This is a genomic window from Nordella sp. HKS 07 (assembly GCF_011046735.1).
Taxonomy (GTDB): domain Bacteria; phylum Pseudomonadota; class Alphaproteobacteria; order Rhizobiales; family Aestuariivirgaceae; genus Taklimakanibacter.
Map to the genome: position 1 here is coordinate 2,183,342 of NZ_CP049258.1, position 25,015 is coordinate 2,208,356.

At 62.8% G+C, this 25,015-nt stretch carries 19 protein-coding genes and 1 pseudogene; 7 read left to right on the top strand and 13 right to left on the bottom strand.

Annotated elements, in window-relative coordinates; translation table 11 throughout:
- Positions 1–138: 138 nt before the first annotated feature.
- The 4 genes from G5V57_RS10255 to G5V57_RS10270 form a co-directional block, all read right to left on the bottom strand.
- On the bottom strand, positions 139–1,308 hold the full coding sequence (locus G5V57_RS10255) for a patatin-like phospholipase family protein (protein ID WP_165167403.1): 1,170 nt from the start codon (positions 1,306–1,308) through the stop codon (positions 139–141).
- A 30-nt stretch (positions 1,309–1,338) separates the two neighbouring features.
- A complete protein-coding gene (locus tag G5V57_RS10260; protein WP_165167404.1) occupies positions 1,339–2,325 on the bottom strand; it encodes a transporter in 987 nt (328 codons plus the stop codon).
- A gap of 189 nt (positions 2,326–2,514) precedes the next feature.
- Positions 2,515–4,134, bottom strand: a complete 1,620-nt coding sequence (locus G5V57_RS10265; protein ID WP_165167405.1) for an alkaline phosphatase — start codon at positions 4,132–4,134, stop codon at positions 2,515–2,517.
- Positions 4,079–4,771, bottom strand: coding sequence for a TerB family tellurite resistance protein (locus tag G5V57_RS10270; RefSeq protein WP_165167406.1), 693 nt, complete (start codon positions 4,769–4,771; stop codon positions 4,079–4,081). Before G5V57_RS10270 ends, G5V57_RS10265 begins: the two co-directional genes overlap by 56 nt.
- A gap of 414 nt (positions 4,772–5,185) precedes the next feature.
- Here G5V57_RS10270 and G5V57_RS10275 point away from each other — a divergent pair, with 414 nt between their 5' ends.
- The gene (locus G5V57_RS10275) at positions 5,186–6,262 is read left to right on the top strand and encodes an ABC transporter ATP-binding protein (RefSeq protein ID WP_165167407.1); all 1,077 of its coding nucleotides are present in this window, start codon (positions 5,186–5,188) and stop codon (positions 6,260–6,262) included.
- Between the two features lie 58 nt (positions 6,263–6,320).
- On the opposite strand, the gene G5V57_RS10280 is transcribed toward G5V57_RS10275, so the two are convergent.
- From G5V57_RS10280 to G5V57_RS10290, 3 genes are read right to left on the bottom strand one after another with little or no spacing between them, the layout of a single operon-like run.
- Positions 6,321–7,148, bottom strand: coding sequence for an ABC transporter permease (locus G5V57_RS10280; RefSeq protein WP_165167408.1), 828 nt, complete (start codon positions 7,146–7,148; stop codon positions 6,321–6,323).
- A gap of 5 nt (positions 7,149–7,153) precedes the next feature.
- Positions 7,154–8,386 carry an ABC transporter permease gene (locus tag G5V57_RS10285; RefSeq protein ID WP_165167409.1) on the bottom strand — a complete coding sequence of 411 codons (1,233 nt, stop codon included), beginning with the start codon at positions 8,384–8,386 and terminating at the stop codon, positions 7,154–7,156.
- Between the two features lie 55 nt (positions 8,387–8,441).
- Positions 8,442–9,479 (bottom strand): ABC transporter substrate-binding protein, encoded by a 1,038-nt coding sequence (locus tag G5V57_RS10290; protein ID WP_246737587.1) that lies wholly within the window; start codon positions 9,477–9,479, stop codon positions 8,442–8,444.
- Positions 9,480–9,644: 165 nt separating this feature from the next.
- On the opposite strand from G5V57_RS10290, the gene G5V57_RS10295 reads away from it, so the two are divergent.
- Both G5V57_RS10295 and G5V57_RS10300 read left to right on the top strand, forming a co-directional pair.
- The gene (locus G5V57_RS10295) at positions 9,645–10,127 is read left to right on the top strand and encodes a RidA family protein (RefSeq protein WP_165167410.1); all 483 of its coding nucleotides are present in this window, start codon (positions 9,645–9,647) and stop codon (positions 10,125–10,127) included.
- A gap of 38 nt (positions 10,128–10,165) precedes the next feature.
- Complete coding sequence (locus G5V57_RS10300) at positions 10,166–12,508, top strand: aminotransferase class III-fold pyridoxal phosphate-dependent enzyme (RefSeq protein WP_165167411.1); 2,343 nt, start codon at positions 10,166–10,168, stop codon at positions 12,506–12,508.
- Here the strand turns inward: G5V57_RS10300 and G5V57_RS10305 are convergent.
- From G5V57_RS10305 to G5V57_RS10320, 4 genes and pseudogenes are all read right to left on the bottom strand, one after another.
- A complete protein-coding gene (locus tag G5V57_RS10305; RefSeq protein ID WP_165167412.1) occupies positions 12,505–13,410 on the bottom strand; it encodes an amidohydrolase in 906 nt (301 codons plus the stop codon). The genes G5V57_RS10300 and G5V57_RS10305 overlap by 4 nt on opposite strands.
- A gap of 81 nt (positions 13,411–13,491) precedes the next feature.
- A pseudogene (locus G5V57_RS10310) lies at positions 13,492–16,678 on the bottom strand (efflux RND transporter permease subunit).
- Positions 16,675–17,829: an efflux RND transporter periplasmic adaptor subunit gene (locus G5V57_RS10315; protein WP_165167413.1), complete on the bottom strand. Its 1,155-nt coding sequence runs from the start codon at positions 17,827–17,829 to the stop codon at positions 16,675–16,677. The pseudogene G5V57_RS10310 and the gene G5V57_RS10315 overlap by 4 nt, the downstream one beginning before the upstream one ends.
- 334 nt (positions 17,830–18,163) lie before the next feature.
- Positions 18,164–19,387, bottom strand: a complete 1,224-nt coding sequence (locus tag G5V57_RS10320) for an argininosuccinate synthase (protein WP_165167414.1) — start codon at positions 19,385–19,387, stop codon at positions 18,164–18,166.
- Between the two features lie 58 nt (positions 19,388–19,445).
- Here G5V57_RS10320 and G5V57_RS10325 point away from each other — a divergent pair, with 58 nt between their 5' ends.
- Positions 19,446–20,060 carry a 2-hydroxychromene-2-carboxylate isomerase gene (locus tag G5V57_RS10325; protein WP_165167415.1) on the top strand — a complete coding sequence of 205 codons (615 nt, stop codon included), beginning with the start codon at positions 19,446–19,448 and terminating at the stop codon, positions 20,058–20,060.
- Here G5V57_RS10325 and rlmN read toward each other — a convergent pair.
- Positions 20,057–21,268, bottom strand: coding sequence for a 23S rRNA (adenine(2503)-C(2))-methyltransferase RlmN (rlmN, locus tag G5V57_RS10330; RefSeq protein ID WP_165167416.1), 1,212 nt, complete (start codon positions 21,266–21,268; stop codon positions 20,057–20,059). The two genes, G5V57_RS10325 and rlmN, sit on opposite strands and share 4 nt — an antisense overlap.
- 117 nt (positions 21,269–21,385) lie before the next feature.
- On the bottom strand, positions 21,386–21,910 hold the full coding sequence (locus G5V57_RS10335) for an invasion associated locus B family protein (RefSeq protein ID WP_165167417.1): 525 nt from the start codon (positions 21,908–21,910) through the stop codon (positions 21,386–21,388).
- 365 nt (positions 21,911–22,275) lie between these two features.
- On the opposite strand from G5V57_RS10335, the gene G5V57_RS10340 reads away from it, so the two are divergent.
- Genes G5V57_RS10340 through G5V57_RS10350 form a run of 3 tightly spaced genes read left to right on the top strand, consistent with a single transcriptional unit; the run spans position 22,276 to position 24,982 of the window.
- Positions 22,276–23,964: an acyl-CoA dehydrogenase family protein gene (locus G5V57_RS10340; RefSeq protein WP_165167418.1), complete on the top strand. Its 1,689-nt coding sequence runs from the start codon at positions 22,276–22,278 to the stop codon at positions 23,962–23,964.
- A complete protein-coding gene (locus G5V57_RS10345) occupies positions 23,961–24,797 on the top strand; it encodes an SDR family oxidoreductase (protein ID WP_165167419.1) in 837 nt (278 codons plus the stop codon). The genes G5V57_RS10340 and G5V57_RS10345 overlap by 4 nt, the downstream gene beginning before the upstream one ends.
- Positions 24,794–24,982, top strand: coding sequence for a twin transmembrane helix small protein (locus tag G5V57_RS10350; protein WP_165167420.1), 189 nt, complete (start codon positions 24,794–24,796; stop codon positions 24,980–24,982). Before G5V57_RS10345 ends, G5V57_RS10350 begins: the two co-directional genes overlap by 4 nt.
- Positions 24,983–25,015 lie beyond the last annotated feature (33 nt).

Here is a 25,015-nt window from a genome sequence, read left to right on the forward strand (position 1 = left end):
GGGATCGGCGTTCAGCGATCGGTCGATCAAACTGCACTCGGCAGATGTGGGGGACGAAAGCGTGGCTCTCGGCCAACGCAAAGACACGCTACGATTGCAGGAATGAGCACCAGGCAACGCCGGTATCAGCAGGCCCTGTCACGGCGGGCGCTTGTTCCACCTGACGCCGGAGCGACCCATCTCATATCCCATCTGGAACAGCTGATTCATGTAGCCGTGATCGAACGGGGAAGTTTCCTTTACCGTAAAGCTGGGAGGAATCCAGATTGCGTTGAAGTCGACCCCTTCCTGCCTGGCGTTGGCATACATCCGGTAGAGGTCGCCGATGCCCTGGGTCTTGATCAAGCTGCCGATCGACTTGCCCGCAATGGACGCGAGTTTGGGTCTGACGGCACTGTATTCCGGCGTGACTTTCCCGTTCCGCACCACATAGAGCGTCCTAGTGCGCTTCAGGCCGAGCTTCTTGTCCGTGTTCTTCAGCGAAAGATTCGACGGGAAGAGAAACGCCTGATTGCTCGTCCCGCCATCGACATGCATTTCGTCAAAGTACCGCCCGCCGGCGTCAACCTTGATATTCACCGGCGGGAAGACACCCGGAATTGAAGCGGATGCCACCAGGACATCCTGGATCAACTGCCTCCGATTGGGCCCCTGGCTGGTGGCAATCGCCCCGATGTCCCATACGACCGGGCGCTCGGCGTCCAGATTGGTCGTCCCGATAAGCAGCCGCCGGCCCTTTGCGTGCTCGCGCGCGATATCCGACACCATCCGGTCGGTCACATAGGTGGCAACCAGCCGGCGCAAGGGAGAGTTGTCGGCAGCCGATGCCGAACCGAGTATCTCGAGCAAGCCCTTCTGCTCATAGATGTCCTTGCCCGAGATACGGGTATAGGCGGCCTTGAGGTTTTCGTCATATGGGGGCCCAAGGAACGCGAAGGGAGCAATCAGGGAGCCGGTGCTTATGCCCGTAACGACGGTGAATTCCGGGCGTGTCCTCGAGGCCGTCCAGCCGAACAGCAATCCGGCTCCGAACGCGCCATTGCTGCCGCCGCCGGACACGGAGAGATAGCTGACTTCCGAAAGCTTTCTGCTGGCCTGCTGGGCCGCCATTTGCGAAAGCGCCCCGGCCTCCATGTCGGTGGCGTCATCTCCCCAATAACGTATGCGCGGGTAACCCGGCACGACCGATTGGGATGCAAGGGTCTCGGGCACCGGGTCGCGAAGCAGATCTTTGCTGCCCGCGCATGCCGAAAGGACCATCGCCAGGGCGCCGATGAGGAGCAACCGGTTAATCTTGTGCAAAATCATAATACTACCGGAATCCGTCCCAAACGGCCGCTATTGCGCCTGTGCCGGCGGGGATAGGGCTAAAGTCACCAGGGCATTCCATCCCTCGGCGCGATTCTCCGCCGCGAATTCGTAATAGCCGCGAATATTCAGATAGCCCTGCATGGTCCCGGTGGGAAACATGAAGCCGACCTGAGGTCCGATGCCCAAAACGCGCGATTTGAAATCACCGAGCACGGCACCCTGTCCGCTGTCGCCTGTGAGCTGCTGGTAGACATAGCCCGCGATACCCACATGCGCCTGCGGCGACAGAAACTGTGCTGCCGCCCAATCGATGTGGCCGTCAACGCCGTTCTGATAATTGGTGTCGGGATTCTCGAAATTGTAAGTGAGCCCACCGAGAATGGAGAATTCCCGGCCGGTCACCGGGTTGAAGTAGGTGTAGCCGGCACCGCCATCGATGGCCGCATGTCCGATCCCGATATTCGCGAGGCGGCCAGCCTCATAGTCGCCGACCGGGATATCGCCGGTGATATAGGTCATATAGTTGCTGACGCCGGCATTCCACTTCAGACTGAATGCGGGATAGAGATCACCGACGCTCGTGAGCATATCCGTGCGATCACCGGAAATCGTTCCACCGCCTGGGCCGGAGAGCGTGGCCTCTGCCGTGGTTTCGTTCCGGCCAAACACACCGGTCAAGCCGAGAGTGGCCCGTCCGCCCAGAACCGCCTCCTCGAATGTATAGCTCGGAGCGACAAACAACAGATTCACGTCGCTCTCGAGACCGGCTCTGATTTCTCCCCCTTGCGGAAAATCGAGGCCGCGGCCTGCATCGACCGAGGCATGATAATAAACGAGACCAAGCGACCAGCCAGGCTGTGACGGCACTGCCACGAGACTCGCATATTGTCCTGGAAGCCAGAAGCTGACGCCTCCCTCATCGGCCAGCACCGGCTCTTGCATCACGGTCAACGCGGCAATTGCAAACCCGGCTTTCCACAAAGGTTTCGCGTCGCGAATGACGATTTTCGTCATTTCGCCCGCCGAAGCAAAAATCACATCAGCCCCCTAGCGCCTGCGCAACATCCCATGTGTTCTTCGCGGGCGAAATCTATCCGTCGAGCCGAAACACATTGTCCGAAAAGGCACAAAGCCGGAACTTTTTTTGACCGCGGTGGGCGAGCACGCAGGACGCTGCGCGGTGGGTCCTCAGACGCCTACGCCTTAAGCCCTGCGCTTGGGATCGAGCGTCACCTTGTAGAGCTCAGCGTCGCCACGATCCATGAGCCTGACCGTCATCTGCTCCGTCTTGCCGTCGATATCGACGAGGCCGAAGAACTGCAGGCCGGCCGAAGGCGGCAGATTGACGCCCTGCTCCCTGCTCGGCGCCTTCATGAATTTGACGTCCGGCCCGAAAGTTCTGTCGAGCTCATTGGGACCGAAGGTCCCGGCATGAAGCGGGCCCGACACGAATTCCCAGAAAGGCTCGAAATCCTGGAACTGCGCCTTGTCGGGACTGTAGTAATGCGCGGCGGTATAATGCACATCCGCCGTCAGCCAGACGACATTGTGAATTTCCGATCCCTTGATGAACTTCAGGAGATCGGCGAATTCGAGCTCGCGTCCGAGCGGCTTGCCCTGATCGCCATTGGCGACGGCCTCGACACCCTTTCTTTCCTTCCAATCGTCCCAGACGATGAGGCCGATCGGCATGTCGCAGGCGATCACCTTCCAGGTCGCTTTCGATGCCGCGAGCTCGCGCTTGAGCCACAGCATCTGGGTCTCGCCGATGATGCGCGATGAGGGCGTGAGCTCGGTTTCGAGCGATGGGCCGTTCGGCCCGCGATAGCTGCGCAGGTCGACGAAGAAGATGTCGAGCAGCGGGCCATAGGATATCCGGCGATAGATGCGCCCCGGCTCTTCCGGAAAATAGACGATCGGCGTCATCTCGTGGAAAGCGCGCGCGGCACGTTCGACGAGTTTCTCGATCGACTTTTCCTTGTAACGGGCATCCTGGCGCAGATCGGTGGCCGGCGACCAGTTGTCGAGCACATCATGATCGTCCCACTGGAAGTAGGTCGGCACCGTGGCATTGAAGCCCAGCAGATTCTCGTCGAGCAGATTGTATTTCCAGCGTCCGCGAAACTCGTCGAGCGTCTCCGCGACCTTGCCGACGCCTTCCTGGACGATGTTCTTCCATACACCACCACCGGGGAGCTGCACTTCCGGCTTGATCGGCCCATCGGCATAGATCGTGTCGCCGGAATGGATGAAGAAGTCCGGATCATGCGTGGCCATGGTGGCGTAAGTCCGCATGCCGCCATCTTCCGTATTGATGCCCCAGCCCTGCCCGGCGGTATCGCCCGACCACACGAAGCGCACATTACGGTGGCTGAGCGGCGCGGTGCGGAAGCGGCCGATGAGCGGCTGGCTCTTGGTGCTCGTGTAAGAGAGATTGGCGAAGCGCAGGCGATAGAAGATCGTCTGATCGGGCGGCAGATCGACGAGGAGATGCTTCACGGTCAGATCGCGCGCCGGCCGCGCATCGAGGCTCGCCACCCGCACGGCATCCTTGAAGCTCTCGGTGGTGGCGACCTGGACATGCAGCCGCGCCGGCCGGTCGCTTCTGGCCCAGATCATACCCGAACGCGCATCGACATCGCCCGATTGCACGCCGTGGCTCAGCTGCGGGCGCGTGGCGGCGTGGCTGATGGCGGGCATGGCGAGGCCAGGCCCCAAGGCCAGTGTGCCGGCCACCGACGACAGCAGGAACTTGCGGCGATCCAGTCTAACCACCGGCAGTGTTCCGCTTGGCGTCGGACATGCCTTGCTCGAGCAAGGCATGAAGGGTGGTCATCGACTGCCGCTCCTCTGGCGCGATCCGCCCGTCGATCTCGGCGACGAGCATGCAGGCTTCCCAGATCAGCGGCAGTGCCTGCGGTCGTTCTTTCGTCAATCTCTTCACGATGCCCGCGACATCGAGGACATTGGGCACATGCCGGCGCGCCCAGCGTACCGCATGGGCCACTTCGCCAGGGTCGGTCTCAAGCCCGAGTTCCGCCGCGCGGACGGACGCGAACTGCTCCATCACCCCGCGTTCGGCGGGCTCGAGCCGGCCGTCGGTCGCGCCGATCATGGCCAGGATGCGCAACTCATCGCCGATCTCGGAGATGACCGACCGGATGACGGAACGCTCCGGTCCGTCTCCTATGATGGATATCGCGATTTCGATATGGGCCAGCGCGCCGGCGGGATCGGTATCGAAGCCAGTGACGGTGACCTCATGATGCGCGCCCTCAGTGAGGAGCCGGGCGACCCAGATTCGTCCCGGCGGAATGTGGCCGATGCGCTGGCCGTCATGAATGCAGGCGACGATGTCCTCGTCCTGTGGCCTGCGCGCGAGAGTCAGCCTGTCGCCTTCGCGCACAGACCGGGCGGCATCGAGGGCGAGCCCGACGACAACGCAGGGATGTGTGCGCATCGATCCTCTTTGGTCTGATTCTGCTCAACCCGCCGATCCTGCGCCTCGTCCGACGCCCGGTCAAATACTGTCCATCCTGCCCTTGCCTTTTGGCGACGTCGGAATATCCTTGGCTCAAAACTGCAAGGCAGGCGCGGGATGCGAAAAAGTGGGCACCGGTTTTCGCAAGAATCCCGCGCCAATATATAAGAACCGATCACGTTTATGAGTTTGGATTGACTCAATCCAACCTCATCGTGATCTAGAGCGCTTCCCGCGAAAGTTGCTCGACTTTCGCGACAAGGAAGCGCTCCAGATATATTTAATCGAGCCTTTTCTCCCGTTTTGATCGAATCTATTGATTCGATCAAAACGGGGAAGGCTCTAGGTGAGGGAGGGAGTTTGACCGCAACGGCTTCCGTATCCGCAGACCCGATGGTCCGCTTCGTGAATGTGCAGAAGAGCTATGACGGCGCCACGCTGGTCGTCAAGAATCTCAATCTGGACATCGCCAAGGGCGAATTCGTCACCATGCTGGGCCCCTCGGGCTCGGGCAAGACCACGACGCTCATGATGCTCGCCGGCTTCGAGCCCACTACCAGCGGTGAGATCTTCCTGAACGGCCAGCCGATCAGCGGGATGCCGCCGCACAAGCGCGGCATCGGCATGGTCTTCCAGAACTATGCGCTGTTTCCCCATATGACCGTCAACGAGAACCTCGCCTTTCCGCTCCAGGTGCGCCGCCTGGGCAAAAGCGAGATCGAGAGCCGGGTGAAGACCGCCCTCGAAATGGTGGAGCTCCCGGGCTTCGGCAATCGCCGCCCGAGCCAGCTGTCGGGCGGTCAGCAGCAGCGCGTGGCCGTCGCCCGCGCCCTCGTCTTCGATCCCGACCTCGTGCTCATGGACGAGCCCCTGGGCGCCCTCGACAAGCAGCTGCGCGAGCAGATGCAGTATGAAATCCGGCATCTGCATGAGCGGCTCGGCATCACCGTCGTCTATGTCACCCATGACCAAGGCGAAGCCTTGACCATGTCGGATCGCATCGCCGTCTTCAAAGACGGCATCGTGCAGCAGCTCTCGAGCCCGGCCGAGCTTTATGAGCGCCCGCAGAATTCCTTCGTCGCCCAGTTCATCGGCGAGAACAACCGCTTGCAGGGCGTCGTCGAGGACATGGCCGGCAACGGTACCTGCAAGGTGAAGCTCACCTCCGGCGAGGTGGTCAACGCGTCGGCCGTGAAGGTCGCGAAGAAGGGTGACCGCACCTTGCTGTCGCTGCGCCCGGAGCGGGTGAAGATCAATCCGGGCGACAGCGGCGGCGCCAATGTCATTCAGGGCAGCGTCGAGGAGATCATCTATCTCGGCGACCATGTCCGAACCCGCCTCGCGGTGGCCGGCCAGTCCGATTTCATCGTCAAGATTCCCAACAACACCGAGCGGCCCGCGCTCAAGGAAGGCACCACGGTCAGGATCGGATGGGAACCGGAGGACTGCCGCGCGCTGGATGATGTTTAGCGCATCGGACCGAAAAACTCGCAGCAGTTTTCAGATAATCCCCTGCGCAGACTAAGAACTAAGTTATCCCGCGCAGCCTTTGCGAGCGCCGCCGCAAGAGCTCGACGCCGATGAGAAGGCAGACCGACAGCAGAACCTGAACCGTCGCCGCGGCGGTGATGGTCGGGCTGATCATCTCGCGGATGCCGCTGAACATCTGTTTCGGCAAGGTGCGCTGCTCGGCGCTCGACAGGAACAGCGCCACGACCACTTCATCGAAGGATGTCACAAAGGCGAAGAGCGCGCCGGAAATCACACCCGGCAGGATGAGCGGGAGAATAACCTTCCGGAAGACGGTGAGCGGCGGCGCGCCGAGACCCTGCGCGGCGCGCTGCAGCGTCCAGTCGAAATTGGTGAGCGTCGAGGTCACCGCGATCACCACGAAGGGGGTCGCGAGCGCTGTATGGGCCAGAGCAAGCCCGGCGAAGGTGCCGATCAGCCCGAAATAGCCGAAGGACATGAAGACCGCGACCGCCACGACGATGACGGGCACGATCATCGGCAGCAGCAATATGCCGAGCACGATGCTGCGTCCCGGCAGGCCCGCGCGGGCGAGCCCCAGCGCCGCCATCGTGCCGAGCGCCGTCGAGGCGATCGTCACCGTGACGGCGAGCTTGATGCTGAGGAACAAGGCGCTGGTCCAGCGCTCATTGCCGAAGAAGTCCGCATACCATTTGAGCGACAGGCCCGGCATCGGATAGCTGAAATAGGGCTCGGAATTGAAGGAAAGCGGGATGATGACCAGGATCGGCGCGATGAGAAACAGGAGCACCAGCGCGGTGAAGATCCAGCCGCCATAGAAGAGCGCCTTTTCGATCGGCATGGCATAGGGAGCGGGTTTCAACATGGGCTTCAGCCGAGCTTCACTTTGTCGATGCCGACGATGCGGTTGTAGACGAAGAAGAGGACGAGCGTCGCCCCCAGCAGGATCAGGCTGAGGGCGCTGGCCTTGCCCCAGTTGTTCTCCTGATTCATCGCCGAGGCGATAACGCCCGAGACCATCTGGTCGGACGCGCCGCCGACCAGCGCCGGGGTGATGTAATAGCCGAGGCTCAGGATGAAGGTCAGGAGGCAGCCGGCGCCGATGCCGGGCAGCGTCAGCGGAAGATAGACGCGGAAGAACGAATAGATCGGCCCGCCGCCGAGCGAGCGCGCGGCCCGCATATAGGACGGCGATATGCCTTTCATCACGCCATAGATCGGCAGCAGTGTGAATGGAAGCTGGATATGCACCATGGCGGTGACCGTTCCGAATCGGCTGAAGATCAGCTTGAGCGGCCCGTCCGAGAGATGCATGAACTGGATGAGGTTGTTGACCGGGCCGTTGTCCTGCAGGAGCACGAACCAAGCCGTGGTCCGCACCAGGAGCGATGTCCAGAACGGCACCAGGATGAAGATGAGGAGGATATTGGCGAGGCGCTCCGGCGCGTTGGCCAGCATGAAGGCAACGGGATAAGCGAGCGCCAGCGTGATGAGCGTCACCAGCGCGCTGATATAGAAGGTCCGCGCCAGGACATTGATATAGACGGCCTGCGACTTGGCCACCGGCACGATGCTGTTGTCGGCGTTGCGCTCGAGATCGAGCGATCGCAGCAGGTAGAAATCGGTCAAAGGCCGGCCCGCCTGCTTGATTTTCACCCAGATCAGCCGGTCGCCCCACATCTTGTCGAGGGCGATGAACTGTTCCTTGTAAGGCGGGCCGGTCATCTCCTTGGCTTTGTTGGCGGCCGCGATGACCTTGCTGCGCACGCCGGAGATTTCGTAGTTCAGCCGCTTGCCGATCAGAGCCGCGCTGTTGTCCTGCGCCACATTCTTGAAGTCGTTCGCCAGCGCCGCAAAGGCGGTCTCATCCGGCGTCTCCTTGCCATCCCAGCTGCGCAGCGCCTCGATCGTCGCCGGCAGGTTCTGGGCGATGCTCGGATCGTAGACGGCGCGCGTCAGCAGAAAGGCGACCGGCGCCGCGAAGGTGACGAGCACGAAGAGCAGCAGCGGCAGGACGAGGATCATCGCGCGCAGATGTCCTCTCCTCTGCGCGGCGGCGAACTGCCAGGGCAATCTTGGTGCGGTCGCGACGGTCGCTGTCATTATTCTGGCCGCTGCAAGAAAGCGGGGGCGTTGCGGCCCCCGCGATCCTGTTCAGTTACTGCGCGACCCAGACATTGAAGCGTTCACGCAATGCGTCGATGTTGTCGCCCCAGAACTTCGCATTGACGATGAAGCCGTCCTTCAGGTTCTCGGGGTTGGTCGGCAGATCGGGCGTGATCTTCGGGTTGGTGTTGGCGATCGCTGCCTTGTTGCCCGGTCCATAGGAAATATAGTTCGTCTGGTCGGCCTGACGGTCGGCACGGCCGGCGAAGGCGATGAATTTATAGGCCGTGTCGCGATGCTTCGAGCCCTTGACCACATTCCATCCCTGCCAGTCGAGGGCCTGATCGTTCCACATCACGGCGAAGGGCTTCTTGTCCTCGTTCACGGCCTTGTAGATGCGGCCGTTCCAGGCCGAGGTCAGGATCACCTGGCCGTCGGCGAGCAGCTGCGGCGGCTGCGCGCCCGCTTCCCACCACACGACATCCTTCTTGATCGTGTCGAGCTTGGCGAAGGCGCGGTCTACGCCCTCGGGCGTCGAGAGCACATTGTACACGTCCTTGATGTCCACGCCGTCGGCGATCAGCGCCCATTCGAGATTGATGAAGGGACTCTTCTGCAGGCCGCGCTTGCCCGGATATTTTTCGAGATCGAAGAAGGCGCTGATCGACTTCGGCGGCTCCTTCACCTTCGTGGTGTCATAGGCGAGCACGGTCGAGTAGAGAATGCTGGGAACGACGCATTCGCTGGCATCGGCGCTGATGAAATCGTCACGCTTCAGGCCGAGCTTGTCCCAGTCGATCTTCTCCACGATGCCTTCCGCGCAGGCGGCGAGGGTGGTCATCGAGTCGTTCTCAACCACGTCCCAGGTGACATTGCCCGTCTCGACCATGGCGCGGATCTTGGCGATCTCGCCGTTGAACTCCTCTTCAACGATCTTATCGGTGGATTCCTTCATGAATGGTTCGAAGAAGGCTTTGCGGACGCTGTCCTGATAGGCGCCGCCCCAGGAGACGACGGTGACGTCATCCGCAAATGCTGGAACTGAAAGCACGGCGAGAAAGCACGCTGCAGAGAATAATCTCATTTTCATGGCTGACCTCCCTGGCCTGTTTTTTGATCCGTCGCGACCGCGACATCTCACTTCTTAATGCCCCACACTATGCCCCACGCGAACGCCAGTATTCACGACTGGGGTTCATCGGCACGATATTCTCGGATAAACATCCATGAATCAAGGCATCTCGGGAGAATGATGATGGGGAAAGCCGAAGAACGCCTGACGGCGCTGGGTCTCAGGCTGCCGGGACCGGTCAAGGGACCGCCGGGCGTCGTGCTGCCCTTCCGGTTTGTGCGGATACTGGGCACGCGCGCCTTCATCTCCGGGCACGGCCCCACGAAGGATGACGGCTCACTCGCCGAGCCGCTTGGAAAAGTGGGGCGCGACCTCACGATCGATCAGGGTTATCAGGCGGCGCGCCTTACCGCTTTGGCCATGCTCGGCAGCCTTCATCGCGCGCTCGGCGATCTCGACCGCATCGCCGCCTGGACCCGCGTCTTCGGCATGGTCAATTCGGCGCCTGGCTTCGCGAGCCAGCCCAGTGTCATCAACGGTTTCTCCGACCTGATCCTCGATGTCTTCGGCCCCGAGATCGGCGCCCATGCAAGAAGCGCCGTCGGCATGGCGGAACTTCCTTTCAACATCCCGGTGGAAATCGAAGCCGAAGTCGCGATAATGTGATCGGTACAGACCATGGCGAACAACCGTAGTGGAGCAGCGTGGCGAAAGATGAAAGAGATCCGGCGGAACTCGCTTTGACCGCCTTGGCCGGACGGCCACCCCGCTTCACCGACGAACAAGCCGCCAGACTAGCCCGCGACATATTCGGCATCGAGGGCAATCCGCGCCTTCTTTATGGCGAACGCGACCAGAATTTCCACATTGCCGTGCCCGGCGGCCCGGACATCCTCCTGAAGATCGTCGATCCCCGCGAAAATGCCGACGTCATAGACCTGCAGATCTCCGCCTTGCGGCATGTGACCCGGACCGACCCGTCTTTGCCGGTGCCGCGCCTCATCGCGGCGCGTGACGGCAAGGACGTGGCACAGGTCGAGGCGCCGGATGGCGCGCGCTACGCCGTTTACGCGCTCTCTTTCCTGCCCGGCGAGATGCTGGAGGGCATGCCGGCGAGCCCTGAGCTCCTGCAGGAGATCGGCCGCACCGTCGCCCGCCTGGGCCTCGCTCTGCGCGGCTATTTTCATGCCGCTGCCGGACGGCGCATCGCCTGGGATCCGCGCCAGGCGGCCCTTTTGCGCCCGCATACGGGCCTCATCGCGGATCGCGAGATGCGTGGGATCGTCAATAAGGCGCTCGACCGCTTCATCGAGATCGGGCCGCGGCTCGCAGGCCTCCGCCATCAGGTGATCCATCATGATTGCCATCCGGGCAATCTCCTGGTCGATCACGCCAGCGGCAAAATCACCGGGCTTCTCGATTTCGGCGATATCATCCACGGGCCGCTCGCCTTCGATCTGGCCGTGCCGATGGCCGAGACGCAGGGCGCCGGCCTGTCGCCTATCGGCTCCGCCGCTGCCGTGCTTGCCGGCTATGCCGGCATCACACCGCTCGAAGAGGCGGAGCTCGGCATCCTTTATGATGTGATCCTGGCGCGTCACGCCCTCACGCTCGCCATCCATGGCTGGCGCGGCAAGCACGACCCCGAAGCGGCCGCGAAGCTCGACACTTACTGCGCGCTGAACGGGCCAATTCTGGCCGAGATGATGCGCCTCGGACCGGACAAGGCACTGGCCGCCTTCCAGGCCGCAAGTTTAGGCGACACGGCCGCGACAGAGACGCTCGTCGCCCGCCGCCGCAAGGTCATGGGCCGGAATCTCGAGCTTTCCTATGTGAAGCCTGTCCATGCGGTGAAAGGCCGGGGCGTCTTCCTGTGGGAGCCGGACGGCACGCGCCTGCTCGATGTCTATAACAACGTGCCCTCGGTCGGTCATGCGAACCCTGAGGTCGCGGACGCGATCGCGCGCCAGGCGAGCCGGATCTGCTCCAATACCCGCTATCTGCATGAGACGGTGGTCGCCTATGCCGAGCGCATCACCCGCACCATGCCGGATGGCCTCGACAAATGCCTTTTCGTCAACAGCGGCAGCGAGGCCAATGACGCGGCCTGGCGCATCGCCAAGGCGGTCACGGGCAATACCGGCGCCATCATCATCGCCAATGCCTATCACGGCATCTCGGATGCGATCGCCGCCCTCTCGCCCTATAGCGGTCCGCTGGCTATTCCTTCGCCGCCGCATGTCGAGACGCTGGAGCCGCCCGACATCTATCGCGGCCGCTTCCGCGAGGATCATCCCGATGCTGCACGCGCCTATGCCGAGGATGCCGATCGCGCCATCGCGGCACTGGCCGAGCGCGGCCACCGGCCGGCCGCGCTGATGATCGATTCCGCCTACACCGCGCATGGCATTCTGGACGTGCCCGAGGGCTGGCTCGCCATGGTCGCGCAAAAGATCCGCGCCTCAGGCGGCCTCGTCATCGCCGATGAAGTGCAGCCGGGCTTCGGCCGTTTGGGCGAGGCCTTCTGGGGCTTCGCGGGACAAGGTATCGTTCCGGACATCGTCACCATGGGCAAGCCGATGGCCAATGGTCATCCCGTCGGCCTCGCCGTCACCCGCGAGGACATCCTTGCCGACTTCACTGGCAGAGTTGATTTTTTCTCGACCTTCGGCGGCAATCCGGTGTCGGCCGCGGCGGCGCTCGCGACCCTCACCGTCATCGAGCGCGACCGCTTGCAGGACAAAGCGCGCGCGACGGGCGATTTCCTACGTGCCGGCATCAAGGCACTCGGGCAACGCCATCAGATGATCGGCGATGTGCGCGGATGCGGATTGATGACCGGCGTCGACATCGTCGCCGATCGCGCCACACGCACGCCCTCGCCGCAGGAAGCCCGGCGCATCACCAACGGTTTGCGCGAGCTGGGTGTGCTGGTCGGGATAGACGGACCACACGGCAATGTCCTCAAGGTCAGGCCGCCTCTGCCCTTCGCCCGCGAGCATGCAGAGATCGTGCTGGAGGCGATGGACAAAGCGATGACGCTCTAATCGAATCTATAGAAGCGGCGCGCATTATCATGGAACAGCGCGCGCTGGTCGGCGGCCGGCAGATGTGCCACCGCTTCCTTGAAGTTCGTATAGATCTCCGCGAAGGTCATCTGCAGGGCGGCGACCGGAAAATCGGTGCCGAACATCGAGCGCCCGACGCCGAAGGCATTGAGGCAGTCATGCACCACGGCCTTGATGCTGTCGGGCGTCCATTGCGGATCATAGGCGCCCGGATTGGAGATCTTGAGCGCGATATTGGGGCGCGAGGCCAGAAGCGTCAGCGCGTCGCGCCAGCGCGCCATGCCGGCCTCGTCGCGGTCGATCGGGCTGGCGCAGTGATTGACGATGATCTGCAGTTTTGGAAAGACATGCGCCAGCTCGAAGACCGCTTGCGCCTGATAGGGATAGGCCATCAGCTCGAGATGCAGCCCGGCCTCGCCGACGTAACCGACATCGCGCCGCCAGTCCTTGTCGAAACCGAGATCGGGCCGCTGGATGAAGCTCTTCTGCGGCGCGCTCGGATGATGGCTCAATATGCCCCGGATCCCGACGACGCGCTTGACCGTCGCCTGCCTGGCGATGACGTCACGGGCTTCCGGTGATCCGAGAGGGGCGCGCGCCACATAGCGCAAGGCCACGCCTTGCGATTTGTCGAGGCCTTCGAGCCAGAGCGTCTCACCGAGCGCGTCGTCTTCCTGCCAGAGCGCCTCGATATGGACGGTGCCGACAATATTGTGGCCGGCGCAATCCCTTAAGTAATCCTCGACCAGATAATCGCGCCGCAGCGAGTCCAGGCCGCCGAGCGCCTCGACCGCGCCATCGACCGGCATGAGCCAGCGATGCTTGCCCATGCCGTAATCCCACAGATGATGATGCGGATCGATGACCGGCCCATCATACATGTCGAACGTCCTCCACTCGTTTCTTCCTTTCTACGTCATCCCGACTTTTCGCCGGGCTGACGGGTGGAAGACAAACTGATCCTAAATTTTGTTATCGGTCGCGACCGCCTCCGAATAGGTCGGCCGCGAGGCGACACGATAGGGGAAGAGCTTGCGCAGCGCCACGAAGAAGACCGGCGTCAGGAACAGACCAAAGAAGGTGACGCCGAGCATGCCGGAGAACACCGCGGTGCCGAGCGATTCACGCATCTCCGCACCCGGACCGGTCGCCAGCATCAAGGGCACGACGCCCAGGATGAAGGCGAAGGCGGTCATCAGGATCGGCCTGAGACGCAGGCGGCAGGCCTCGACCACCGCATCGATCGCGTTGGCGCCGCGCTCCTCCGCCTGCCTCGCGAATTCGACGATGAGGATCGCGTTCTTGGCGGCGAGGCCGATGAGCACGATGAGGCCGATCTGGGTCAGGATGTTGTTGTCGAGCCCACGCAGATTGACGCCGATCAGCGCGGCCAGAATGCTCAACGGCACGATCAGGATGATCGCGAAGGGCAGCACCCAGCTTTCATACTGGGCCGCGAGCGCCAGGAAGACGAACAAGACCGACAGTGCGAAGATGAAGATGGCGGTATTGCCGGTCTGGCGCTCCTGCAGCGACAGCTCGGTCCATTCGAAGGAGGTGCCGGGCGGCAGCCCCCTTGGCGGCGAGCCCCTCCATCAGATCGAGCGCGGTCGTCGTCGACACGCCGGGCGCCGCGGTGCCCTGCAGCGGCACCGACACATACATGTTGTAGCGCTGGATGAGCGAGGGGCCAGTGACGTCGCGAATGGCGACAAGCGTTCCCATCGGCACCAGGGCGCCGGTGGCCGAGCGCACCTTCAGCCGCAATATGTCGTCGCGCTCGAGCCGGTGTTCCTGATCCGCCTGGGCGCGCACCTGGTAGACGCGGCCGAAGGCGTTGAAGTCATTCACATAGGACGTGCCGAGATTGATCGACAGCGTGTCGAAGATATTGGGGATCGGCACATTCAGCATGCGCGCCTTGTCGCGATCGATCTCGAGGAAGAGCTGCGGGCTCGACGCCGAGAAGGTGGTGTAGACGCCGGTCAGGCCAGGCGTCTGATTCGCCTGCTGCATCATGTCATAGGCAAGCCCGAGGACGCGGCGCACATCGGCGCTGTCGCGCTCCTGCAGCTGGATCTTGAAGCCGCCGGAATTGCCGATGCCGCGGATGGGCGGCGGCGGCACTGCGATGATGAAGGCCTCCTGTATCTGCTGCAGACGGCCATAGAGATCGCCGATGATGGCATTGGCATTGTGGCCTTCCTTCAGGCGGTTCGCGAAGGAATCGAAGCGCGCGAAGACGACGCCGGCATTCGACGCATTGGTGAAGGTGGCGCCCGAGAAGCCGGCAAAGGCGACCGCGTCGGTGACGCCCGGCGTCGTCGCGATGATCTTGGAGGCGCGCTGCACCACCTGGTCGGTGCGTGACAGCGAGGCGCCTTCCGGCAGCTGGATCACCACGATCGCATAGCCCTGATCCATCGTCGGGATGAAGCCGCGCGGCGTTGTCTGCAGCATATAGACCGTCGCCGCGATGAGGCCGACGAAGACCGCCAGCATGCCGATGAGCGCCAGCCATTTGCCGACCAGGAAACGCACCAGCCGGCCGTAATATTCCGACACCCGGTCGAAGCCGCGGTTGAAGCCGTCGCCGGCGGCCTTGAGCCAGCGCGTCACGATGAAGCGCGGCGCTGTGTGGCTATGCGGACGGAACAGCAGGGCGGCAAGCGCCGGCGACAGGGTCAGCGAGTTGATCGCCGAGATCACCGTCGCCACCGCGATGGTAATGGCGAATTGCTGGTAGAACTGCCCGGAAATACCCGGGATGAAGGCGGTCGGCACGAAGACCGCGATCAGCACCAGCGAGATGGCGATGACCGCCGCGCCCACTTCGTTCATGGTGCGGTGCGCCGCCGTCGCCGGATCATAGCCCAGGCCGATATTGCGCTCGACATTCTCCACCACGACAATGGCGTCGTCGACCACGATGCCGATGGCGAGCACCAGGCCGAACAGGGTCAGCATGTTGAGCGAGAAGCCGAAGGCGTAGAGGACGGCGAAGGTACCAATGAGCGACACCGGAATGGCGACGATCGGCACGATGGCGGTGCGCCAGGATTGCAGGAAGACGAGCACGACAATGACGACAAGGAGGGCCGCCTCGAGGATCGTCTTGTACACCTCGTTGATCGAGTCCGAGATGAATTCGGTCGGGTTGTAGACGATCTGATAGGCGAGGCCGGGCGGGAAGTCGGCCTTCAGCCGCTCCATCGTCGATATGATCTCGGCGGCGGAGGCGAGCGCGTTGGTGCCGGGGCGCTGGAAGATGCCGAGCGCCACCGCGGGCTTCCCGTTCAGATAGGAATTGGTGACATAGTCCTTGGCGCCGAGCTCGATGCGGGCCACGTCCTGCAATTCGATGAGCCGGCCCTGCTCGGTCGACTTGACGATGATGTAGCGGAACTGGCGGGCGTCCTCGAAGCGCCCCTGTGTCGTCACCGTATATTGGAAAGCGTTGTTGCCGGGGTTCGGCGGGGCGCCGATCGAGCCGCCCGAGACCTGCACATTCTGCTCGCGCAGCGCCTGGACGACGTCGCTCGCCGTCATGCCATAGGCGGTGAGCTTGTCGGGATCGAGCCAGATACGCAGCGAATATTCGCGCTCGCCGAAGATGATGAGATCGCCGACGCCGTCGAGGCGCAGCAGCACGTCGCGCACCCTGGAGCGGGCATAGTTCGAGACATAGAGTTGGTCGTAGGTCTCGTCCGGGGACAGCATATGCACGACCATCATGAGATCGGGCGAGCTCTTGGCGGTGACGACGCCGAGGCGGCGCACCTCTTCCGGCAGCCGGGGCTCGGCGATCGACACGCGGTTCTGCACCAGAACCTGTGCCTGATCGAGATCGGTGCCGAGACGGAAGGTGATGGTGAGCGTCATGGCGCCGTCGGCCGTCGAATAGGAGGACATATAGAGCATGCCCTCGACGCCGTTGACTTCCTGCTCGATCGGCGTGGCGACGGTCTTGGCGACGGTATCGGCGTCAGCGCCCGGATAGGTCGCTCTTACGACGATGGTGGGCGGGGCGATCTCAGGGTACTGCGCGATCGGCAGCTGCGTGTAGGCGATGCCGCCGACGATCAGCAGCACGAGGGAGAGCACCGTCGCGAAGATCGGACGGTCGACGAAGAAATGTGAAAATCTCATTGGACGGCTCCGCCGGCCTGGTCGGGCAGCGTCACCAGCTCGGGCTTGACGGTGGCGCCGGGCCGCACGCGCATCAAGCCGTTGATGATGATCGTCTCGTCGCCGGTAAGACCTTCGCGCACGACGCGATAGCCGTAGATTTTTGGCCCGATGCGGATCGGCTTGGCCGAGACCTTGCCGGCTTCGTCGACCACATAGACGATGCGACGGTCCTGGTCGGCGCCGATCGCGTCGTCGGGAACGAGGATGCCCTTGTAGGGCAGCGATCCTGGCATGTTGACCCGGCCAAAGAGGCCCGGCTGCAGGATCAGGTCCTTATTGGGGATCTGGGCACGGATGCGCATGGTGCCGGTCGCCTGGTCGATGCGGTTCTCGGCGAAATCGAGCCTGCCCTTGACCGGCGATTCCGCGTCGTCGGCGAGCCGCACCGTGACATCGATGCCGCCGGCACCTTCCTGCAGGCTTTGCTTGCGGATGCGGGCGTCACGCGCATAGGCCAGGAACTGCCGTTCATCGACATCGAAGTAGAAATTGATCGGATCGAGCGACACGACGGTGGTGAGCGCCGTCTGGTCGGCCTGGACCAGATTGCCGACCGAGACGAGGCGGCGGTCGATGCGCCCCGAAAGCGGCGCCTTGATCTCGGTATATTCGAGATCGAGCTCGGCCCTGATCAGCGAGGCCTTGGCCCCTTGCACCGCGGCCAGCGCCGCCAGATATTCGCGCCGCCGGTCATCGAGCGTCGCGGTCGGGATGTTGCCGGTCTGGGTCAGCTTTTCGGCGCGCTTGAACTGGCTTTCGGTAAAATCGACCTGTGTCTGGGCGACGTCGAGCCGCGCCTTGGCCTCATCGAGCGCCGCCTGGAAAGGCCGCTGGTCGATGGTGAAGAGCAGGTCGCCCTGCTTGACGATGGCGCCATCCCGGAAATGCACCTTGTCGAGATAGCCGCCGACGCGGGCGCGCACCGTGACCTCGTCCACCGCCTCGAAGCGGCCGATGAACTCGTCGTCCTCGACGATCTCGCGGGTGATCGGCTTGGCCACGGTGACCGGCACGGGACCGGGGGCCTGGGCCAAAGCGGGGGCGGCGGCCGCCCAGAGGAAGATCAGGGCGACGGCGGAGCGCGTGAACGGCGCGGCATGAACGAACATGTTAGGGTCCCAGATGGCCGAAGACAGGCAGTGTAGTGGCAAAATCAGGACAACGATAAGTGTGCAGCCGCACACTCATTGTCAACACCCCATTGATGTCGAATGTTTGGAACTGTCAGCTGACGTTGAGGTCAGACGCATCGGCCCGAAAGGTGCGAAGCGGCTTTCGGACAAGCCGATGCGCAAATTGAGAACATCGGCCCGAAAAGTGTGATGCGGCTTTCGGATCAGCCGATGCGCAAATTTACCCACCCGAAAAGTCCATGGCCGCCCTTTTGAGGCGGCCATACAAACTTGCCAATGCGTGAAACCAAGTAACTGGAGCGTTACCGCCTCAGCCGAGCCGCTTGCGAGCCGCCAGCGTGCGCAGGCGCAACGCATTGAGACGGATAAAGCCGGCGGCATCCTTCTGGTCATAGGCGCCGCGATCGTCCTCGAAGGTGACGAGCTCGTTGGAGTAGAGCGACTTTGGCGACTTGCGTCCGGTCACGATGACGTTGCCCTTATAGAGCTTGAGCCGGACGGTGCCTTCGACATTCTCCTGCGACTTGTCGATCATCGCCTGCAGCATCTCGCGCTCGGGCGCGAACCAGAAGCCGTAATAGATGAGCTCGGCATAACGCGGCATGAAGCTGTCCTTCAGATGCGCCGCCTCGCGGTCGAGCGTGATCGACTCGATCGCGCGATGCGCCACATGCAAGATGGTACCGCCCGGCGTTTCATAGACGCCACGCGACTTCATGCCGACGAAGCGGTTCTCGACCAGGTCGAGCCGGCCGATGCCATTGTCGCGGCCGAGATCGTTGAGGGCGGTGAAAAGCGTCGCCGGCGACATGGCCTTGCCGTTGAGCGCAATCGGGTCACCGTTCTTGAATTCGATCTCGATCGAGGTCGGCTTGTCGGGCGCCTCTTCGGGCGAAATGGTGCGCTGATAGACATAAGGCGGCGGTTCGACCCACGGATCCTCCAGCACTTTGCCTTCGGAGGAGGAGTGCAGCAGATTGGCGTCGACCGAGAAGGGCGCTTCGCCGCGCTTGTCCTTGGTCACCTGGATCTGGTGCTTCTCGGCGAAATCGATGAGGTCGGTGCGGCTCTTGAACTCCCATTCGCGCCAGGGCGCGATCACCTTGATATCGGGATTGAGCGCATAGGCGGTGAGCTCGAAGCGCACCTGGTCATTGCCCTTGCCGGTGGCGCCATGGGCGATGGCGTCGGCACCGGTCTCTTTGGCGATCTCGATCAGCCGCTTGGCGATGAGCGGCCGGGCGATCGAGGTGCCGAGCAGATAGACGCCCTCATAGAGCGCATTGGCGCGGAACATCGGGAAGACGAAGTCGCGGATGAATTCCTCGCGCACATCCTCGATGAAGATTTCCTTGATGCCCATCGCCTGCGCCTTCTGGCGCGCCGGCTCGATCTCGCCGCCCTGGCCCAGATCGGCGGTGAAGGTCACGACCTCCGCGTCATATTCGGTCTGCAGCCATTTGAGGATGATCGACGTGTCGAGGCCGCCGGAATAAGCGAGCACGACTTTCTTGACGCTGCCGCGTTTGGACATGATGTAATCCGTTTCCGTGAAAATCGCCGGCACTATACTGATGGACAGGCCAAACACAATGCGTCCAAAGCTCGATTTCTGGTACGAATTCGCCTCGACCTATTCTTATCTGGCCGCACTCAGGATCGAAGGTCTTGCCAAGGAACGAAAGGTGGACATCGCCTGGCGGCCCTTCCTGCTCGGGCCGGTCTTCAAGGCGCAAGGCTGGAATACGTCGCCCTTCAATCTGTTTCCGGCCAAGGGCAGCTATATGTGGCGCGACCTGCAACGGCTCTGCGACGCGCAAGGTCTCGAGTTCCACAGGCCCGACCCGTTCCCGCAATCGAGCCTGCTCGCGGCGCGCATCGCCCTGACCGATCAGCTCGTGACCCGCCGCGCCGAATATTCACGCCGGGTATTTCTCGCCGAATTCGCGCAAGGTGCCCGGATCGACGACGAGGCCGTGCTCGCCCGCATATTGCGAAGCCTCGATCTCGACGACCGCGGCATTCTCGACGCCGCCCGTTCGGACAAGGTGAAGCTGCGCCTGCGCCGGGCGACGGATGAAGCGATGAGCCTGCAGCTTTTCGGCGCCCCGAGTTTCGTCACTTCCGACGGCGAGATCTTCTGGGGCAATGACCGGCTGGAAATGGCGCTCGACTGGGCCGCGCGTGGTGGCAAGGGGGTAAGCTAGGCGGAAGCGGCCGCCGCATCCATTGCCAGGCGTTCCTTGGCGCGCATCCGCTGGCTTTCCGATTTGAGCTGACCGCAGGCGGCCATGATGTCGCGTCCGCGCGGCGTCCGGACCGGTGAGGCATAGCCGGCACGGTTCAGCACCTCGGCGAAGCGCTCGATCGTGTCCCAGTCGGAGCATTCATATTGCGTGCCGGGCCAGGGATTGAACGGAATGAGATTGACCTTGGCCGGGATACCTTTCAGCAGCTTCACCAGCCTTTTCGCGTCGTCGAGCGTGTCGTTGACGTCCTTCAGCATCACATATTCGAAAGTGATGCGGCGCGCATTGGAGAGTCCCGGATAGGCGCGGCAGGCGTCGAGCAGTTCGCTGATCGGATATTTCTTGTTGATCGGCACGAGCTTGGTGCGGATCTCGTCCGTCGTGCCATGCAGCGAGATGGCGAGCATGGTGCCGATTTCGGCCCCGGCGCGCACGATCTCCGGCACGACACCCGAAGTCGACAGCGTGATGCGCCGCTTCGACAGCGAGATGCCCTCACCGTCGGAGACGATCTCCATCGCGTTCTTCACATTGTCGAAATTGTAGAGCGGCTCGCCCATGCCCATCAGCACGACATTGGTGACATAGCGCCCGCCGATCGGCGGCGTCGGATTGGCGCTGAGCTGATGCGGCCATTCCTGCAGCCGGTCGCGCGCGATGAGCACCTGGCCGACGATCTCGGCGGCGGTGAGGTTGCGCACCAGCTTCTGCGTGCCGGTGTGGCAGAAGGTGCAGGTGAGCGTGCAGCCGACCTGGCTCGAGATACACAGAGTGCCGCGGTCTTCCTCGGGGATATAGACCATCTCGACTTCATGGCGCTGGCCGCGCTCGTCGCGCGGCAGCTTGAGCAGCCATTTGCGCGTGCCGTCGCTCGATATCTGTTCGGTCACGACGTCGAGGCGATCGATGACGAAAACCTCATCGAGCGTCTGGCGCAGATCCTTCGAGATGTCGCTCATCTGAGCGAAGGAGGTGACGCCGCGATGATAGAGCCAGCTCCAGATCTGGCGCATGCGCATGCGCCGCTGCTTCTCCGGCACGCCGGCCTTGGCGAGCACATCGGTCAGCTCGGCGCGTGTCAGCCCGATGAGCGGCAGCTTGACGGGGTCAAGGCTCTGGGCTTCGGGGCGCGGCTTGTGCGCGATATCCAGCGTAACGGCGGTCATGGTGACGGTCTCATAACACAGGCGCGCTCTCCGCCAAAGCGGACGCCGTTCGGCGGTCAGCGCTCAAACTAATGACCGGCCGAATATGGGAACTCGGCCGCGCTTTGACAAACGGGTTTATTTGCAGGCGGCGTCGATCTTGGCGAGCGCCTGGGCGATGCCTTTCAGCGAATAGGAATCGAGTGTCTCGGTGCCGCGCCAGGAAGCGCCCTTGACGGTGAGCTTCTGGCCTTTCTTCATCGCCGTCACGATCTCCTTGTCCTTGGCGGTAGTGTCGGCCCAGGCGCCATCGCCATTGGTGAAGAGCTCGTAATTCTGCGTGTCGATGGAGAGCTGGACGGTAGCGTCCTTCTTGAACGGATAGCCGATGATGGTCGACACCTCGTTGCGGACACTCTGGCCCGGGCGGTGGGTGACGAGCAGGAAGGCCGGATCACGCTTGGCGTTCTTGGGCGTCTGGGTCTTGGGCTGGGAGGAAACGTAGCAGACCTTGCCGCCCTGCGACTTGTAGGTATAGGCCGCCCAGTCGCCGAATTTGCCGAGCTCGGTGGGCTCGGGCGTCTGCGCGAAAGCGGGCGCGAGCCCGGCCAGAAACGTGAAGGGCGCCAAGGCGACGGCCCATGCCGCAGGCTTGAATTTCATCTGAACAACCTCATTCCCACCACCGCTATGTCCCGAAAAGATCAGGCCTTTTCCATGAAACCCTGCGGAGATCAATCGTAACGTCCCAATGGCCGGAAGAACCGGAGCCGGCCTCGTTTTCGCGAACTAACTGCGTGAACATTCTGACCGGAATTGGGCGATTCTTTTTGATCGCTTGCCGCCACTATTACGCGGCTTCGGGGCCTTGAAATCACGCCAAATAAGCGTGTTTTCGAGCCTTTTCCACCGGTTTTGATCGAATCAGGTGATTCAATCAGAACGTGAAACGATCTAGCCAATTCGCCAGATTGCGCAACCAGTTGCGCTCATGTAACCGATAATTCATAGCGCTTGGAGCTTGCTGAATGGTTGCTGCCGCCGAAAACACGCCCGGAACACCTGCTTTGGCAGATCTCACCCGTCCGCTGGCGGAGGCCCACGGGGCCGTCGGCGCCCTTTATGGGCTCGCCCGGGCGCGCGTCCAGGCACGGGTGACCGCCGAGCGCAAACTCTCCTCCCATCTGATCGACCGCGAGCAGCATGCCGTCCATGGCCTCGCCTGGCTCGCCACCTATGAAGCGGTGCTGCGGGAGCTGTCCTTCTATGCCGAACGCCTGACCCAAGGTCAGAAATTCGGCGAGCTGGAGCAGCTCCTGGTTCAGATCGCCGCCGGGGAATATCTCAACCAGATCGCCGGCGGCATCCCGATGAACCAGTCGGAATTCGCCCGCCTCGGTGATCTGGGTCTCACCCGGGCGGATCTCGCCCAGCTCGAGAGCCGGGCGGTCCAGTCCCTGATGACCGCTGGCAACACGGCGCCGGCCCGGGCCCGCCTGGTGGAGCTGATGATCGCGGCCAAGGGCGCCTCGACCTATGGCGATTGCGGCCTCGACGACACGCTGGACGAGATGCGCGCCAGCATGCGCCGCTTTGTCGAGGACAAGGTGAAACCGAATGCGCATGAATGGCATCTCGAAAACGCCTATGTGCCGATGGAGATCGTCGAGGAACTGGCCGCGCTCGGCGTCTTCGCGCTGACGCTGCCCGAACAATATGGCGGGCTCGGCCTCGGCAAGGAATCCATGTGCGTCGTCTCGGAGGAATTGTCGCGCGGCTGGATTGCCGTCGGCTCGCTCGGCACCCGCGCCGAGATCGCCTGCGAACTCATACTGGGCGGCGGCACCGAGGCACAGAAGCAGGCGTGGCTTCCCCGCATCGCCGCGGGCGAGATACTGCCGACCGCCGTCTTCACCGAGCCCAATACCGGTTCCGATCTCGGCAGCCTGCGCACCCGCGCGGTCAGGGACGGCGACGTCTACAAGGTGACCGGCAACAAGACCTGGATCACCCATCCGGTGCGCGCCGACATCATGACGCTGCTCGCCCGCACCAATGCGGATGAGCCCGGCTACAAGGGCCTCTCGATGTTCATCGCCGAGAAGCCGCGCGGCAGCGATGCCGATCCCTTCCCGGCCAACGGCATGTCGGGCGGCGAGATCGAGGTGCTCGGCTATCGCGGCATGAAGGAATATGAGATCCGCTTCGAGGATTTCGAGGTCAAGGCCGCCAATCTCTTAGGCGGCGAGGAAGGCCAGGGCTTCAAGCAATTGATGCAGACCTTCGAATCGGCCCGCATCCAGACAGCCGCGCGGGCTCTGGGCGTGGCGCAGAACGCCCTCGATGTCGGCCTCGACTACGCCATGGGCCGCATCCAGTTCGGCAAGCCGATCGTCGCCTTCCCGCGTATCGCCGACAAGCTCGCGCTGATGGCGGCCGAGATCATGGCGGCGCGCCAGCTCGTCTATCACTCGGCCCGCGAGAAGGATGCCGGCCGGCGCTGCGATCTCGAGGCCGGCATGGCGAAGCTCTTGGGCGCCCGCGTCGCCTGGGCCGCCGCCGACAATGCGCTGCAGATCCACGGCGGCAATGGCTTCGCGCTCGAATATCAGATCTCGCGCCTTCTCTGCGACGCGCGCATCCTCAACATCTTCGAGGGCGCCGCCGAGATCCAGGCGCAGGTCATCGCCAGGCGTCTCCTCGAGGGCGGCAATTGAGCGACAACCGCACCGTTCTGATCACCGGCTGCTCTTCGGGGATAGGTTATGCCTCGGCCAAGCTGCTGAAGGAGAAGGGCTGGCGCGTCTTCGCGACGGTGCGCAAGGACGCCGATCTCGTCCGTCTCGAAAGCGAAGGCTTCGAGACGCTCCGCCTCGACTACACCGATCCGATCACCATTTCCGAATGCGTCGCCGAGGTTTCCGAACGCACGCGCGGCAAGCTCTTCGGGCTCTTCAACAATGGCGCCTATGGCCAGCCGGGGGCGCTCGAGGACATATCGCGCGCCGCACTCACCGCCCAGTTCGAGGCCAATGTCTTCGGCTGGCATGAGCTGACGCGCGACTGCCTGAAGCTGATGCGCGCCAATGGCGCCGGCCGGATCGTCAACAACTCCTCGGTGCTCGGGCTGACGGCGATGAAATGGCGGGGCGCCTATTGCGCCACGAAATTCGCCATCGAGGCGATGTCCGACACTCTCAGGCTCGAGCTCCAGGGCACCAATATACATGTGTCGCTGATCGAGCCGGGGCCAATTGCCACACGCTTCGTCGAGCACGCGATCGAGGCCTTCGACCGCAATGTCGACGAGACGCTTTCAAATTACAGGGAAATTTATGTAGGCCAACGCCGGCGGCTGTCAGGCGGCGGCACCAAGCGCTTCAAGCTTCCGCCCGAGGCGGTGGCTCGCAAGCTCCTGCATGCGCTGGAAAGCCGCAAGCCGCGACGGCGATATTATGTGACAGTGCCGACTTATGTCATGGCCTGGGCCAGACGGCTGTTGCCGCCGCCGGCCCTCGACCGGCTTCTCCACAGGGCATCCGACCAATGAATATCTTCGACTATCTCGTCCCGATTTCCATCGCTGCCGTCTTCATTGTCCTGTGCCTGGGGCTGTGGAACATGATGCGCGGCGGCCCCGGCAATGTCTCGCAGCAATTCATGCGCTGGCGCGTGATTTTGCAGTTCGTCGCGATCATCATCATCATGGGCGCGATCTGGTTCGCGGGACGGTAGCTGATTTCCCCCCTCGACAAAGGGGAGGTGACC

What these genes read in the sequence shown, in the direction of transcription:
- G5V57_RS10350 (WP_165167420.1), top strand. Translation starts at nt 24,794, where the DNA reads ATGAATATCTTCGACTATCTCGTCCCGATTTCCATCGCTGCCGTCTTC.
- G5V57_RS10280 (WP_165167408.1), bottom strand. Translation starts at nt 7,148, where the DNA reads ATGTTGAAACCCGCTCCCTATGCCATGCCGATCGAAAAGGCGCTCTTC.
- G5V57_RS10275 (WP_165167407.1), top strand. Translation starts at nt 5,186, where the DNA reads ATGGTCCGCTTCGTGAATGTGCAGAAGAGCTATGACGGCGCCACGCTG.
- G5V57_RS10265 (WP_165167405.1), bottom strand. Translation starts at nt 4,134, where the DNA reads ATGCCTTGCTCGAGCAAGGCATGTCCGACGCCAAGCGGAACACTGCCG.
- G5V57_RS10285 (WP_165167409.1), bottom strand. Translation starts at nt 8,386, where the DNA reads ATGACAGCGACCGTCGCGACCGCACCAAGATTGCCCTGGCAGTTCGCC.
- rlmN (WP_165167416.1), bottom strand. Translation starts at nt 21,268, where the DNA reads ATGACCGCCGTTACGCTGGATATCGCGCACAAGCCGCGCCCCGAAGCC.
- G5V57_RS10260 (WP_165167404.1), bottom strand. Translation starts at nt 2,325, where the DNA reads ATGACGAAAATCGTCATTCGCGACGCGAAACCTTTGTGGAAAGCCGGG.
- G5V57_RS10305 (WP_165167412.1), bottom strand. Translation starts at nt 13,410, where the DNA reads ATGTATGATGGGCCGGTCATCGATCCGCATCATCATCTGTGGGATTAC.
- G5V57_RS10255 (WP_165167403.1), bottom strand. Translation starts at nt 1,308, where the DNA reads ATGATTTTGCACAAGATTAACCGGTTGCTCCTCATCGGCGCCCTGGCG.
- G5V57_RS10290 (WP_246737587.1), bottom strand. Translation starts at nt 9,479, where the DNA reads ATGAAAATGAGATTATTCTCTGCAGCGTGCTTTCTCGCCGTGCTTTCA.
- G5V57_RS10295 (WP_165167410.1), top strand. Translation starts at nt 9,645, where the DNA reads ATGGGGAAAGCCGAAGAACGCCTGACGGCGCTGGGTCTCAGGCTGCCG.
- G5V57_RS10325 (WP_165167415.1), top strand. Translation starts at nt 19,446, where the DNA reads ATGCGTCCAAAGCTCGATTTCTGGTACGAATTCGCCTCGACCTATTCT.
- G5V57_RS10335 (WP_165167417.1), bottom strand. Translation starts at nt 21,910, where the DNA reads ATGAAATTCAAGCCTGCGGCATGGGCCGTCGCCTTGGCGCCCTTCACG.
- G5V57_RS10320 (WP_165167414.1), bottom strand. Translation starts at nt 19,387, where the DNA reads ATGTCCAAACGCGGCAGCGTCAAGAAAGTCGTGCTCGCTTATTCCGGC.
- G5V57_RS10340 (WP_165167418.1), top strand. Translation starts at nt 22,276, where the DNA reads ATGGTTGCTGCCGCCGAAAACACGCCCGGAACACCTGCTTTGGCAGAT.
- G5V57_RS10270 (WP_165167406.1), bottom strand. Translation starts at nt 4,771, where the DNA reads ATGCGCACACATCCCTGCGTTGTCGTCGGGCTCGCCCTCGATGCCGCC.
- G5V57_RS10315 (WP_165167413.1), bottom strand. Translation starts at nt 17,829, where the DNA reads ATGTTCGTTCATGCCGCGCCGTTCACGCGCTCCGCCGTCGCCCTGATC.